This is a genomic window from Mesorhizobium sp. GW821-FHT04C10, assembly GCF_059420305.1.
In genome coordinates, this window is the sequence record NZ_JBWKTL010000001.1 from 109,325 (window position 1) to 123,408 (window position 14,084).

Consider the following 14,084-nt stretch of genomic DNA (forward strand, 5'->3'; position numbering starts at 1 on the left):
CCGCGCGCCGTCGATAGCGACGGCGCGCATTTTTCTATCGGGCATACGAGCCTGCGGGCTCCTGCAAAGATTTACATGCTCCTGCAACGATTCCTGATCCGTCTGCTGACGATGCTGATCACGCTGTTCGGCGTGGCGATCGTCGTCTTCGTCGTGATCCGCGTCGCGCCTGGCGATCCGATCGCGATGATGCTGCCGCCCGGCGCGACCGATGCCGACATCGCCCGGCTGCGCGCGCTCTACGGCCTCGACAAGACGATCGTCCAACAATTCTTCATCTGGCTGTCCGGCGTGGTACGCGGCGATTTCGGCACCTCGATCTCGCTGCGGCAAGACGTGCTCGGCCTCGTGTTCAACCGGCTGCCGGCGACGCTGGAACTCGCCATTGTCGCGCTGATCATGGCGGTGGCGCTCGGCGGCACGACGGCCGTCCTCGGCGCGCGCGAGCGCGGCACGGCGGTGGAAGCCGGCATCGACATCGCCAGCGGCGCCGCGCTTTCCATTCCCGATTTCCTCTGGGGCCTGGTGTTGATCCTTTTGTTCGGCGTGCTGGTGCCGATCTTCGACATTTCCGGCCGGGTCTCGCCACAGCTCGACCTGCCCTTCGTCACCCAGTTCTATTTCTTCGAGAGCCTGCTTCGGCTGCGCTTCGACCTGACCTGGGACCTGTTGAAGCACATGCTGATGCCGGCGGTGGCATTGGCGCTGCCGCTGGCGGCGATCATCGCGCAGTTGTTGAAACAGTCGCTCAAGGAAGTCCTCGACCTCGACTATGTCGTGCTGGCCCGGGTCAAGGGTTTTTCCGAGACGCAGGTAATCCTGCGCGAGGCACTGAAGAACGCCGCTCTGCCGACGCTGACCCTGGTCGGCGTGCAATTCACGTTCCTCATCGGCGGCACGGTCATCGTCGAGCGGCTGTTTTCCTATGAAGGCCTCGGCAACATGGCGATCGATGCCGTCATCAACCGCGACCTGCCGCTGATCCAGGGCATCGTGCTGGTCTTCGCGCTGCTGTTCGTGCTGATCAACCTTGCCGTCGACATGATGTATGCGCTGCTCAATCCGAGGCTGCGCCATGGATAGAGCCACAAGACGCGGACTGAGCCCCAGGCTGTGGCTCGCCGGCGGCTGGCTGCTGCTGGCGCTTCTGGCCGCGATCTTCGCGCCGCTGGTGGCGCCGCAGGATCCGCTGGCGCAGGATCTGATGCTGGAGCGGCTGCCGCCCTTCTGGCTCGATGGCGCCGAGCCGGGCTATTGGCTGGGCACCGACAGCCTCGGCCGCGATCTGTTGTCCAGGCTCATCTTCGGCGGCCGCATCGCCTTCATCGTCGCCTTTGCCGCGGCCATCGCCGCCTGCCTGGTCGGCTCGACACTCGGGCTGATCGCGGGCTATTTCGGCGGCTGGGCCGACCGCATCATCTCGCGCATCGTCGATGTCTGGATGGCGTTCCCGCCGGTGCTGTTTGCCATCCTTTTGGTAGCCGTGCTGGGCACCGGCTTGAGCTCCGTCATCCTCGCCATCGCGATCATAGACTGGACGCGCTTCTGCCGGGTGATCCGCGCCGAGGCGATGGGCCAGTCGCGGATGGATTATGTCGAGAATGCCCGCATCGCCGGCTATGGCCGCATCGGCATCATGCTGCGCGAAGTGCTGCCCAACGTGGTGCCATCGATCGTAGCACTCCTGTCGCTGGAGATGGGCATCGCCGTCATCGTCGAGGCGATCCTGTCCTTCGTCAATCTGTCGATCTCGACCGATGACCCAACCTGGGGCGGCCTCATCGCCGAGGGCCGGCTGTCGATCCACCAGGCCTGGTGGGTGCTGGTGTTTCCGCTGATCACGCTGATCCTCACCGTGCTGTCGTTCAGCCAGTTCGGCGAAGCGCTGAAGGCGCGTTTCGACCCGGTGCTGCGATGAATGCCTGTCTCGACATCGCCAATCTCAGCGCCGTGCTGCCGAACGGCGCCCGCGTGCTGCGCTCGGTCTCCCTCTCCGTGCAGCCCGGCGAGGTCCGCGCCCTGGTCGGCGAGAGCGGCGCCGGCAAGACGATGATCGGCAAGGCGGTGCTCGGCGTGCTGCCGTCGAGCGTGCGCATCGTTGAAGGCGACATGCTGCTCGAGGGCGAAGACCTCGGCAGGCTTCAGCCCAAGGCACGGCGCACGCTGATCGGCGCCCGCACGGCGCTGATCCCGCAAGACCCGCTGACCGCGCTCAACCCGTCGCGCCGCATCGGCTCGCAGATGACCGACCGGCTGGTGCGCATTCTCGGCTGGAGCGGCGACAAGGCCGACGCACGCATCCGGCACTTGCTTGACGAGGTGCAGATCCGCGACCCCGACCGCGTGCTGAAAAGCTATCCGCACGAGCTCTCCGGCGGCATGCGCCAGCGCGTGCTGATCGCCGCCGCCTTCGCCGCCGAGCCCCGGCTGATCGTCGCCGACGAACCGACCACGGCGCTCGACGTCACCGTGCAGAAGCAGATCCTGCGGCTGATCGCTGCGTTGCAGCGCGAGCACGGCACCGCGATCCTGTTCGTCACCCACGATCTCGGCGTCGTCGCCAAGATCAGCCAGAAGGTCTCGGTTCTCTATGCCGGCAAGGTGGTGGAGGAGGCTGACACGGCCGCTCTCTTCGCGGCGCCGCAGCATCCCTATACGCGCGCCCTGATGGCGGCCACGCCGCGCTACACCGATCCGTTCGCCTCGCTGAAACCGGTGGACGAAGCGGTGCTGGCCGGGCTTGCGGCGGAGATCGCGGCGGCGGACCAGGCGTGGAGGCCCAGCCATGGCTGAGCCGCTGTTTTCTGTGCGCGGGCTGAAGGTCGCGCTGCCAGACATGACACGCAAGCCGCTGATCGGCCGCGCGCCCTTGGCCGAGATCTTGAAAGGCCTGGATTTCGACCTGCCCAAGGGTTCGGTGACCGGCATTGTCGGCGAATCCGGGTCCGGCAAATCGACTCTCGGCCGCGCTTTGGTGCGGCTCTTGGAACCCAGCGCCGGCTCGATCAGCTTCGACGGCCGCGATATCACGCATCTGCCGGAAGCGGAGTTGCGGCCGTTGCGCCGCGACCTGCAGATGATTTTCCAGGATCCGATGTCGTCGCTCAATCCGCGCCGCACCATCGCCAGCATCATCGCCGCGCCGCTCAAGCAGAACGGGCTTGGCGACAGGCTCAAGGAACGCGTCGCCGAGGCGCTGCAGCGCGTCGGGCTGCCGCAGAGCTTCGCCGGCCGCTATCGCCACGAACTGTCGGGTGGCCAGCGCCAGCGTGTCGGCATTGCGCGCGCGCTGGCGCTGTCGCCGAAATTCGTGCTGGCCGACGAGATCGTCTCCGGCCTCGACGTGTCGACACAGGCGCAGATCCTCACCCTTCTGGAAAAGCTGGCGGCGGAGATGGGTCTGACCGTCGCCTTCATCAGCCACGACTTGTCCGTCATCCGGCGGCTGTGCCGGCAAGTGATCGTCATGCGCGAAGGCGTGATCGTCGAAGCAAGCGCCACCGAAGCTTTGTTCGACAATCCGCTGCAGGCCTACACGCGCGACCTCATCGCAGCCATTCCGCTGCCCGAAATCGATGCCGGCTGGCTGGACATCCCTTCTGCCGGCAAGGCGCCGCCATGATTGCATACGCACGCCGAAAAGCGGGCCTCGGACGTGCGACCGGCAAACAACCAGGTCCCGCCAATGGAGAGGACTGACATGAAGACGATACTTCGAAACGCGACGCTCGCCGCCGCTATCCTTGGCAGCGCCGGCACGGCCTCGGCGGATTCGATCCCCGGCATGCGTGGCCACGATCACACCGGCATTACCGTTCCCGACATGAAGCAGGCGGTCGACTTCTTCACCGAAGTGGTCGGCTGCAAGAAGGCGATGTCCTTCGGCCCGTTCGCCGACGACAAGGGCACCTTCATGCAGGATCTTCTGGGCGTCGATCCCAAGGCTGTCATCGAACAGGTCACCATGGTTCGTTGCGGCTATGGATCGAACATCGAGCTGTTCAAATACACCGCGCCCGACCAGAAGAACCTGACGCCGAAGAACAGCGACATTGGCGGTTTTCACATCGCCTTCTATGTCGATGATGTCGCCGCGGCGAAAGCCTATCTCGACGGCAAGGGCGTCAAGACGCGCATGGGCCCCTTGCCGGTCAAGGAAGGACCCGCCGCCGGCCAGACCATTCTCTATTTCCAGGCGCCCTGGGGGCTGCAACTGGAAGCGATCAGCTATCCCGACGGCATGGCCTATGAGAAGGGTGCCGAGACAGTGCTGTGGAGCCCGAAGAGCCCGGACAAGTGACCACCCGGCGCGCGCTTGCGGTTCGACACGCAAGCGCGCTGCTCAATACCAGCACAATGATTTCGATATAAAACTTTAAGCTTGAAATATCTCGCCACCGGCGCGATACTTGAAGACACAGCAAGCGAAGAGGAGATCGCACACATGAAGGTCGCGGTTCTCGGCGGCGGACCAGCCGGCCTCTACTTTGCCATTTCGATGAAGCTGCGGGACGCAGCCCACGACGTGACGGTGTTTGAGCGCAACCGCGCCGACGACACGTTCGGCTGGGGCGTGGTGCTGTCGGCCGAAACACTCGAGAATCTCGCGAAGAACGACCCCGTCAGCGCCGTCTGGATCAAGAAGCATTTTGCCTATTGGGACGACATCGCCGTCATCCATGACGGCGTGCGCACGGTCTCGTCAGGCCACGGCTTCTGCGGCATCGGCCGCAAGCGACTGTTGATCCTGCTGCAGCGCCGCGCCCGCGAGCTCGGCGTCAAGCTGATGTTCGAGACTGATATCGCCGACCCTAAGCCTTACATGGAGACGCACGATCTGGTCGTCGCCGCCGACGGGCTGAATTCCAGGGCGCGCAACACCTTCGTCGACATCTTCAAGCCCGACATCGATACCCGTAAATGCAAGTTCGTCTGGCTCGGCACCAACCAGAAATTCGACGACGCCTTTACCTTCATCTTCGAGAAGACCGAGCATGGCTGGGTGTGGGCGCACGCCTACCAGTTCGACAGCGACACCGCGACCTTCATCGTCGAGTGCAGCGAACAGACCTGGGCTGCCTTCGGCTTCGGCGCGATGACGCAGCAGGAATCGATCGCGGTGTGCGAACGCATCTTCGCCAAGCATCTCGGCGGCCATGCGCTTATGACCAATGCCAACCATATCAGGGGTTCGGCCTGGATCAATTTCCCGCGCGTGCTGTGCGAGCGCTGGTCGTATAAGAACCTGGCACTGATGGGCGATGCGGCGGCATCGGCGCATTTCTCGATCGGCTCCGGCACCAAGCTCGCTTTGGAAAGTGCAGTGGCGCTGGCCGACTATGTCGAGACCGAGCCGGATCTCGATGCAGCGTTCCGCAAATATGAGGATGCCCGCCGCACCGAGGTGCTGAAGCTGCAATCGGCGGCGCGCAACTCGCTTGAATGGTTTGAGGAGGTCGAGCGCTATCTCGGCCTCGACCCGGTGCAGTTCAATTATTCGCTGCTGACACGCTCGCAGCGCATCAGCCACGAGAATCTGCGGCTGCGCGATGCCGAATGGCTGGGTGGTGCGGAAGAGTGGTTCCAGCGCCAGGCGGGTGCGGGCGGCAACAGACTGCGCCGAGCGCCGATGTTCGCGCCGTTCAAGCTGCGCGACCTCAAGCTCAAAAACCGCGTCGTCGTCTCGCCGATGGCGCAGTACAAGGCCGTCGACGGCTGCCCGACCGACTGGCATTTCACCCACTATGCCGAGCGCGCCAAGGGCGGCGCCGGCCTCGTCTATATCGAGATGACCTGCGTCAGCCCGCAAGGGCGCATCACACCTGGCTGCCCCGGCTTCTACGCGCCTGAGCACGAGGTGGCGTGGAAGCGGCTTGTCGACTTCGTCCATACCGAGACCGAGGCCAAGATCTGCGCACAGATCGGCCATTCCGGCGCCAAGGGTTCGACCCGGCTGGGTTGGGAAGGCACCGACGTGCCGCTGGCCTCGGGCAACTGGCCGATCATGGCCGCATCGGCCGTCGCATGGTCGCCCGAAAACCAGGTGCCGAAGGCGATGGACCGCGCCGACATGGATCTGGTGCGCGACCAGTTCGTGGCTTCGGCCGAGATGGCTGATCGCTGCGGCTTCGACATGCTGGAGATCCACGCCGCGCACGGCTATCTCCTGTCGTCCTTCATCACGCCGGTCACCAACCGGCGCACGGACGCCTATGGCGGTTCGCTTGAGAACCGCATGCGCTATCCCCTTGAAATCTTCCACGCGGTGCGCGCCGCGTGGCCGGCACAGAAGCCGATCTCGATGCGCATCTCGGCCAATGACTGGGTCGGCATCGAAGGCGTGACACCGGCCGACGCGGTCGAGATCGCGCGGCTGCTGCATGAAGCGGGCGTCGACATATGCGACGTCTCGGCCGGCCAGACGTCGGCGCTGGCAAAGCCGGTCTATGGCCGCATGTTCCAGACGCCGTTTTCCGACCGCATCCGCAACGAGGTCGGCATGGCGACGATGGCGGTCGGCAACATCTACGAGCCGGACCATGTCAATTCGATCCTGATGGCTGGCCGCGCCGACCTGGTGGCACTGGCACGGCCGCATCTTGCCGACCCCTACTGGACGCTGCATGCGGCGGTGACGCTTGGTGACCGCGGCGTCAAATGGCCCGATCCCTACCTGCCCGGGCGCGACCAGCTCTACCGGCTGGCGGAGCGCGATGCGGCCGCGGGGCTGAAAGTATGACGGCCGCAACAGCGATCTCCGGCAAGCACGCGCTGGTCACCGGCGGCGGCTCCGGTGTCGGCCGGGCCATCGCGCTGGCACTGGCTGGCGCTGGCATCAATGTGACCATCTGCGGCCGCCGCGAAGCAGAACTCGCAAAAGTTGCCGGCGAAAGCGAAGGCATTTTCGGCATCGCCGCCGATGTCACCAGCGAGGCATCCATGGCCTCGCTCTACGAGACGGCACAAGCCGCACGCGGGGCCTTCGACATCGTCGTCGCCAATGCCGGCATGGCCGGGAGCATGCCGGCGCACAAGACCACGCTCGCCGACTGGCAGCGGACGCTCGACGTCAATCTGACCGGCGCCTTCCTGACGGTGAAACCGGCGCTGGCCGGCATGGCCGCGCGCAAATCGGGGCGGATCGTGTTCATCGCCTCCACGGCCGGGCTGAAGGGCTATGCCTATGTCGCGCCTTACGTCGCGGCCAAGCATGGCGTCGTCGGCCTGATGCGGGCGCTTGCGGCCGAGACGGCGAAATCCGGCGTCACCATCAACGCCGTGTGCCCGGGCTTCGTCGAGACCGACATGCTGGAGGAGTCCATCCAGCGCATCATCGAAAAGACCGGCCGCTCGGCCGGTGAGGCGCGGGCAAGCTTAGCCTCGACCAACCCGCGAGGCCGCTTCATCCAGCCGCAAGAAATCGCCGCCGCCGTGCTGTGGCTGTGCGGCGACGCGGCGGCGTCGATCACCGGACAGGCAATTTCGATCTCAGGAGGCGAGACATGGTAGCCGGCCCCCTGCCCACACCGTCGGGACCCGGAAAGGACAGGCTGCGCCTGTGGATCAGGCTGCTGCGTGCCTCGCGCACGATCGAGGCCGAACTGCGGGAGCGCCTGAAGAAAGAATTCGATACGACCCTGCCGCGCTTTGATGTGATGGCAGCACTCTACCGCGCCCCCGAAGGCATGCTGATGAGCGACCTGTCGCGCTTCCTGCTGGTCTCCAACGGCAATGTCACCGGCATTGTCGACCGGCTGGTTTCGGAAGGGCTGGTCGCCCGCGCCCGCCGCAATGGCGACCGCCGCACCTCCATGGTGCGGCTGACGGAGGAAGGCACCAAATCCTTCGCCACCATCGCCGCGGCGCATGAGGGCTGGATCGGCGAATTGCTGGGCAAGGTCAGCGAGGAAGATGCGCGCCGGCTGACCGGCATGCTGACCTCGTTCCGCAGCAACTGGGAGGGACGCGAATGACCGGGATGGCCGGGCTGAAGCCGAAGCATTTCCTCTGGGAGGTCGAGGGCAGGATCGCCAAGGTCCGGCTCGACCGGCCGGAGCGCAAGAACCCGCTGACCTTCGACAGCTATGCGGAACTGCGCGACACGTTCCGCGACCTTGTCTATGCCGACGATGTCGACGCCGTGGTGTTCCTTTCCAATGGCGGCAATTTCTGCTCCGGCGGCGATGTCCACGATATTATCGGCCCGCTGGTCAGGATGGACATGAAGCAGCTTCTGGCCTTCACCCGCATGACCGGCGATTTCGTCAAGGCGATGCTGAATTGCGGCAAGCCGATCATCGCCGCGGTCGACGGTGTCGCGGTCGGCGCCGGCGCCATCATCGCCATGAGTTCCGACATCCGCATCGCCACGCCGGAAGCCAAGACAGCGTTCCTGTTCACCCGCGTTGGGCTGGCCGGCTGCGACATGGGCGCCTGCGCGATCCTGCCGCGCATCATCGGCCAGGGCCGCGCCGCCGAACTGCTCTACACCGGCCGCACCATGACGGCAGCGGAGGGCGAGCGCTGGGGATTCTACAACCGGCTGGTCGATGCGGCAGCGCTCGAAGCCGACGCGCTCGACATGGCGGCGCGCATCGTCTCCGGCCCGACCTTCGCGCACGGCATCACCAAGACGCAACTCAACCAGGAATGGTCGATGGGCCTCGACCAGGCCATCGAGGCGGAAGCCCAGGCGCAAGCGATCTGCATGCAGACGCGCGATTTCGAACGCGCCTACAAGGCATTCGTCGCCAAGGAAAAGCCGGTGTTCGAGGGCAATTGAGGATGTTTTCTTCGCTCAAGAAGGACATGCCGACGGGACAGCGCCCCCCTCTGTCCTGCCGGACATCTCCCCCACTTGGGGGGAGATCGGCTGTCGCGCACGCTTTCGCAAATCGCCAACGTTGCAGGAAGGGCGCCGACGCCGACGCAGCCAATCTCCCTCCTCGTGGGGGAGATGTCCGGCAGGACAGAGGGGGGCGCCGTAGGGCGCGACGCTCCAAATACTGCGGAGGCCAAAATGCCTGACCGTTCCTTCCTCAACTGGCCCTTCTTCGAGAACCGCCACCGCGAACTGGCCGAAGGCCTGGAGGCATGGTGCGCCAAGAACCTGCCGGTCGATCACCATGACGTCGACGCCGCCTGCCGCGAGCTGGTGGCGAAGCTTGGCCGCGACGGCTGGCTGAAGCCGACGGCGGTTGATACCGACAATCCGGGGCCGCTCGACGTGCGCACCTTGTGCATCACGCGCGAGACGCTGGCGCGCCATGACGGGCTCGCCGATTTCGCCTTCGCCATGCAGGGGCTGGGCACCGGCGCGCTCAGCCTGTTCGGCACACCGAACCAGCAGCAATGGCTGGCAAGGACGCGCGCGGGCAAGGCGATCTCGGCCTTTGCCCTGTCGGAGCCGCGTTCAGGATCGGATGTCGCCAACACCGAGATGACGGCGACCCGCGATGGCGACAGCTACATTCTGACAGGTGAGAAGACCTGGATCTCCAATGGTGGCATCGCCGATCTCTATGTCGTCTTTGCCCGCACCGGCAAGGCGCCGGGCGCCAAGGGGCTGTCGGCCTTCCTGGTGCCAGGCGACGCCAAGGGCCTTGGCATCGCCGAACGCCTCGAAGTGATCGCGCCGCATCCGCTGGCGCGGCTTTCCTTCGACAAGGTCCGCCTGCCCGCCGCCGCACTGATCGGCAAGCCCGGCGACGGCTTCCGCATCGCCATGTCGGTGCTCGACGTGTTCCGCTCGACGGTTGGCGCGGCGGCGCTCGGCTTTGCCCGCCGGGCACTCGATGAAAGCATCAAAAGGGTGGCCGAGCGCAAACTGTTCGGCGCGCCTATGGCCGAATTGCAGATGGTGCAGGGTCACATCGCCGACATGGCGCTCGACGTCGACGCGGCAGCACTTCTGGTCTACCGCGCCGCCTGGACCAAGGACATGGGCGCGGCGCGGGTCACGCGCGAGGCGGCGATGGCCAAGTTGTTCGCGACGGACAAGGCGCAAGAGGTGATCGACAAAGCGGTGCAGTTGCATGGCGGCGACGGCGTCCGCAAAGGCCATATCGTCGAGAGCCTGTATCGCGAGATCCGCGCCCTGCGCATCTATGAGGGCGCATCCGACGTGCAGAAGGTGGTGATCGCCAGGCAAGTGATGAGCGCGGGCTGACAGCGACATTGACGGCAGTCGTTTTTGACACTTGGTTTTTGGAATACGGGGAGGCTTGAAATGCACGAGGTTCTGCAGCCTGAAGGCTGGACCAAACCGGTCGGCTACGCCAATGGCGTCGCGGCGCGTGGGCGTCTCATCTTCGTCGGCGGACAGGTCGGCTGGAACGGCCAATGCCAGTTCGAGACCGACGACTTTGTCGGCCAGGTGAAACAGACACTGGAGAACATCGTGGCGGTGCTGGCGGAGGCAGCCGCCACGCCTCAGCACATCACCTCGATGACCTGGTATTTCACCGACAAGGCCGAATATCTGGCCAATCTCAGGGGCATCGGCGAAGCCTATCGCGAGGTGATCGGCCGGCATTTTCCGGCAATGGCCGCCATGCAGGTGGTGGCACTGGTCGAGGACCGCGCCAAGGTGGAGATCCAGGCGACAGCGGTCATACCGGATTAATCTGTCGTCCTTACCCGCGAAGGCCTGCCTGCCTCAGCAGCGGCAGCACGTGATCGCAGAAATAGGGCAGCTCCTGCGTGTAGTTGACGAAGGAAAGGGCGATGCCCTGATAGCCGTGCCCGGCAATTGCGGCCATGTCGGCGGCGATCGTTTCCGGGGTTCCGATCAGGGGATAGGTGCCGGCGCCACCGGCGAAGCGCTGGCGGTAACGGTCATAGGCGTGCGGGTCGTGCGACTGCGAGAATTCCTTCTTGCCGGCCATGTGGGCATCGACCGCGTCATGGTCGGCCAGATCGACCGCGTATCTGTTATAATAGGCCTGCGCCTCTTCCATCGTCGGGCGGCAGACGACGTGCGCCACCGTATAGACACCGACATCGCGGCCGACCTTGTCGGCCCGTTCGCGGATGTCGGCGACGTGTTTGCCGGCATCGCTCATTTCGGAAAAGGTCGTGAACAGATAGTCGCACCGGGCGGCGGCGAAATCGCGGCCCGGACCGCCGAATGCGGCGTTCATGGTCACCGGACGCGGGGTCTGCAAGCTGGCCGGCCGGCTGACCGCTTCCTTGAGACGATAGTAGGTGCCTTCATAGTCGAGAGGCTCGGTAGAAGCATATAGCTTTTCGAGGATTTCGATCCATTCGGCCGCCTGGTCGTAGCCCTTTTCGACGAGCGGCGTGCCGAACATGCCGAATTCCTTCGGGTTCCAGCCGCAGACGATGTTGAGGCCGGCGCGGCCCTGGCTGACATGGTCGACGGTCGCCAGCGCCTTGGCGGCATAGAGCGGATGCACCAGCGGCACATGCACGGTCATGAACAGGCCGATCTGTTCGGTCGCCATGCTGAGGGCCGCCGCCCAGGTGAAGGTCTCGAACGACCATTCGCGCACCTTGTTGCGGCCGCCAAAACCGCGCCAGCGCGCGATCGGCAGCAGAAACTCCAGCCCGGCGCGGTCGGCGATTTGCGCCGCCGTCAGATTGTCCTGCCAGCTCGCCGTCCAGCGTTCCGGCACATCGGTGATGGCAAGCCCGCCATCGGCATTGGTCGAGAAGACGCCGAGCTTCAGTTTGTTCGGGCCGTGCAGGGGATGCGCTTTGATCATCTTGAAAACTCGCGGCGGGAGGCCACACGCTAGGCCCGCGCCAGAATATTTCAAGCCTGAAATAGCTTCGCCTCGCGGTCGTTTGCGGATATGGATTTGGGCAGGTCGAAAAAGAGGGTGGACATGAGCGAGTTCCGTCAGAAATGCATCGGCAAGACGAGCCTCGTCGGTTCCTTTGCCGCCATTCCCCATCCCGTTGCGGTCGAAGTGATGGCGCTATCCGGCCTCGACTTCCTCTGCATCGACTGGGAGCACGCCCAGATTTCGCGCGACATGATCGAGACCATGGTGCGAGCCGCCGACGTGCATCGCGTGCCGGCGATGGTGCGCGTTCCCGGCCATGCGCCGGAGGCCATCCAGGCGGCGCTGGACAGCGGCGCGCAGGGCGTGCTGGTGCCGCGCGTCTCGACCGCCGTCCAGGCCGAAGCAACAGTGAAAGCCTCGCGCTATCCGCCGTTGGGCGGCCGCGGCGTCGGACCCGGCCGCGCCGCCGGCTATGGCTATCGCATCCCCGAATATCTTGCCGGCGCCAACGACAGAACCGTCGTCGCGGTCCAGGTCGAGACAGCGGAGGGGCTCGCCAACATCGACGCGATCGCGGCGGTCGACGGCGTCGACGTGATCTTCGTCGGCCCCGGCGACCTTTCGGTGTCGATCGATGCGATCGGACCGCAAGGCGCCGACAAGCTCAATGCGGCGATCCGGACGATCATTGCTGCCACGATCGCACACGGAAAGACATCAGGCATATTTTGCGCCAGCCCACAGACGATCGGCCGTTGGGCAGCCATCGGTGCGAGTTTCTTCGTGCTGGCCAGCGACACGATGTTTCTGGGCGCCGGCGCGGCGGCCAACTTCGCCGCGGCGCGCGACGAATTGGCATGAAACGAGCGCATCAGGGAAAAAAAGGCGTATCGGCAAGGCAACAGGCCACCCAAACTTTTTAAGCTTAAAACTTTCGCCTTGAAAAGTGCCGCACTTTGGATAGCATCCAAGGATCGATGGTGACCGCGATGCCGGAGGGGTTGCCGGCCAGTTCATCGCAGTGCTTCGGGTGGGAGGGGTTCAGTCCTTGTCGTTCATGCTGCCCCAGTCATCGTCCAGCGCGCGCTATGCTTTCGATGGCGTACGCGCGCAGATCCGTGATCTCCATACCGAAAACATTGCCAACCTTGCCGTGCGCGCGCGTGAATTGGGCGACGTCATCGCGCTCTGGTACGGCGAAGGCGACATGGTGACGCCCGCCTTCATCCGCGACGCGGCCAAAGCGGCCTTCGACGAGGGTCAGACTTTCCACGTGCCCAACATGCGCGGGCTTGGGGCTCTGAATGAAGCGCTGTCGGAGTACCAGACGCGCATCCACCGCCGGCCGATCCCGATCGCACGGACCACCGTCACGCCGGGCGGCATGCAGGCGCTATACCTTGCATTGGAACTGCTGCTCGATACCGGCACAAACGTCGTCTATGTCGCGCCGCAATGGCCCAACATCCACAACGCCATCCACCTGATCGGCGGCGAACCGCGACCATTTTCGCTCGACTTCGAGGGTGACTGGCATCTCGACCTCGACAGGCTGTTCGCCAGCTGCGACGCCCGCACCCGCGCCATCTTCCTGTCGACGCCATCCAACCCGACCGGCTGGACCGCCTCGGTCGAGGAGATGAAGGCCCTGCTCGATTTCAGCCGGCGCACCGGCATCTGGATCATTTCCGACGAGGTCTATGGCCGGCTCTATCTCGACGGCGACGTCGCGCCCTCGATCCTGCAGATCGCCGAGGACGGCGACCGGGTGCTGTCGGTCAACAGCTTCTCCAAGGCCTGGGCCATGACCGGCTGGCGCATCGGCTGGCTGACGCATCCATCGGGAGTGGCCGACCAGCTCGGCGCCATGACCCAATACGTCAACAGCGGCACTGCCGCTCCGATCCAAGCTGGCGCCGTTGCCGCAATTCGCCAGGGCGAGCCACTGGTCGAAGAGATCAGGCAGCGGATCAGGACCGGCCTCGACCTCGCCTATATCAGGCTGGCACAGATTCCGGGCGTCATTTTGCCGACGAAACCGCGTGGCGGCATGTATGCCTTCTTTGCCATGGAAGGCGAAAGCGATGCCAGTCGCGCCTGCGCCAAGATCCTGGAGACGGCGCGCGTCGGGCTGGCGCCCGGCCATCTCTTCGGAAGCTCGGCAACGGCCTTCCTGCGCATGTGCGTCTGCCGTGACCGCGACCAGATAGCGACCGCGCTCGACCGCATGGTCGCAGCCATGAATTGACGCCCCGCTGGGAGGCGGGACGGCAAGAAACCGTGCGGGGCCAGCCCCGCCCGATCAACAACCAGAGGGAACACCCCAGAGGGACG

Annotated in this window: 14 protein-coding genes; 13 read left to right on the forward strand and 1 reads right to left on the reverse strand. The window is 64.9% G+C overall.

Annotated elements, in window-relative coordinates:
- Positions 1 to 75 precede the first annotated feature (75 nt).
- From AC07UC_RS00520 to AC07UC_RS00570, 11 genes are all read left to right on the forward strand, one after another.
- Positions 76 to 1,083, forward strand: coding sequence for an ABC transporter permease (locus AC07UC_RS00520; RefSeq protein ID WP_140775604.1), 1,008 nt, complete (start codon positions 76 to 78; stop codon positions 1,081 to 1,083).
- On the forward strand, positions 1,049 to 1,918 hold the full coding sequence (locus AC07UC_RS00525) for an ABC transporter permease (protein WP_181180100.1): 870 nt from the start codon (positions 1,049 to 1,051) through the stop codon (positions 1,916 to 1,918). The genes AC07UC_RS00520 and AC07UC_RS00525 overlap by 35 nt, the downstream gene beginning before the upstream one ends.
- A complete protein-coding gene (locus tag AC07UC_RS00530; RefSeq protein WP_494903398.1) occupies positions 1,915 to 2,793 on the forward strand; it encodes an ABC transporter ATP-binding protein in 879 nt (292 codons plus the stop codon). The genes AC07UC_RS00525 and AC07UC_RS00530 overlap by 4 nt, the downstream gene beginning before the upstream one ends.
- The gene (locus AC07UC_RS00535) at positions 2,786 to 3,622 is read left to right on the forward strand and encodes an ATP-binding cassette domain-containing protein (RefSeq protein ID WP_494903399.1); all 837 of its coding nucleotides are present in this window, start codon (positions 2,786 to 2,788) and stop codon (positions 3,620 to 3,622) included. Before AC07UC_RS00530 ends, AC07UC_RS00535 begins: the two co-directional genes overlap by 8 nt.
- A 78-nt stretch (positions 3,623 to 3,700) precedes the next feature.
- Complete coding sequence (locus AC07UC_RS00540; protein WP_494903400.1) at positions 3,701 to 4,300, forward strand: VOC family protein; 600 nt, start codon at positions 3,701 to 3,703, stop codon at positions 4,298 to 4,300.
- A 144-nt stretch (positions 4,301 to 4,444) separates the two neighbouring features.
- A complete protein-coding gene (locus AC07UC_RS00545) occupies positions 4,445 to 6,739 on the forward strand; it encodes a bifunctional salicylyl-CoA 5-hydroxylase/oxidoreductase (RefSeq protein WP_494903401.1) in 2,295 nt (764 codons plus the stop codon).
- Positions 6,736 to 7,509: an SDR family NAD(P)-dependent oxidoreductase gene (locus tag AC07UC_RS00550; RefSeq protein ID WP_494903403.1), complete on the forward strand. Its 774-nt coding sequence runs from the start codon at positions 6,736 to 6,738 to the stop codon at positions 7,507 to 7,509. Before AC07UC_RS00545 ends, AC07UC_RS00550 begins: the two co-directional genes overlap by 4 nt.
- Complete coding sequence (locus AC07UC_RS00555) at positions 7,503 to 7,973, forward strand: MarR family winged helix-turn-helix transcriptional regulator (RefSeq protein WP_494903405.1); 471 nt, start codon at positions 7,503 to 7,505, stop codon at positions 7,971 to 7,973. Before AC07UC_RS00550 ends, AC07UC_RS00555 begins: the two co-directional genes overlap by 7 nt.
- Complete coding sequence (locus AC07UC_RS00560) at positions 7,970 to 8,782, forward strand: enoyl-CoA hydratase family protein (protein ID WP_202324733.1); 813 nt, start codon at positions 7,970 to 7,972, stop codon at positions 8,780 to 8,782. The genes AC07UC_RS00555 and AC07UC_RS00560 overlap by 4 nt, the downstream gene beginning before the upstream one ends.
- A gap of 237 nt (positions 8,783 to 9,019) precedes the next feature.
- Positions 9,020 to 10,168 carry an acyl-CoA dehydrogenase family protein gene (locus AC07UC_RS00565; protein ID WP_494903407.1) on the forward strand — a complete coding sequence of 383 codons (1,149 nt, stop codon included), beginning with the start codon at positions 9,020 to 9,022 and terminating at the stop codon, positions 10,166 to 10,168.
- A 60-nt stretch (positions 10,169 to 10,228) separates the two neighbouring features.
- Entirely contained in the window at positions 10,229 to 10,624 is a 396-nt protein-coding gene (locus AC07UC_RS00570) for a RidA family protein (RefSeq protein WP_494903409.1), read from the forward strand.
- Positions 10,625 to 10,634: 10 nt separating this feature from the next.
- Here the strand turns inward: AC07UC_RS00570 and AC07UC_RS00575 are convergent, their stop codons facing one another.
- Positions 10,635 to 11,726: an LLM class flavin-dependent oxidoreductase gene (locus AC07UC_RS00575; protein ID WP_140769796.1), complete on the reverse strand. Its 1,092-nt coding sequence runs from the start codon at positions 11,724 to 11,726 to the stop codon at positions 10,635 to 10,637.
- 123 nt (positions 11,727 to 11,849) lie between these two features.
- Between AC07UC_RS00575 and AC07UC_RS00580 the strand changes: the two genes are divergently transcribed.
- Both AC07UC_RS00580 and AC07UC_RS00585 read left to right on the forward strand, forming a co-directional pair.
- Positions 11,850 to 12,611 carry an HpcH/HpaI aldolase family protein gene (locus AC07UC_RS00580; RefSeq protein WP_494903411.1) on the forward strand — a complete coding sequence of 254 codons (762 nt, stop codon included), beginning with the start codon at positions 11,850 to 11,852 and terminating at the stop codon, positions 12,609 to 12,611.
- A 196-nt stretch (positions 12,612 to 12,807) separates the two neighbouring features.
- The gene (locus AC07UC_RS00585; RefSeq protein ID WP_494908869.1) at positions 12,808 to 13,998 is read left to right on the forward strand and encodes a pyridoxal phosphate-dependent aminotransferase; all 1,191 of its coding nucleotides are present in this window, start codon (positions 12,808 to 12,810) and stop codon (positions 13,996 to 13,998) included.
- Positions 13,999 to 14,084: the final 86 nt, after the last annotated feature.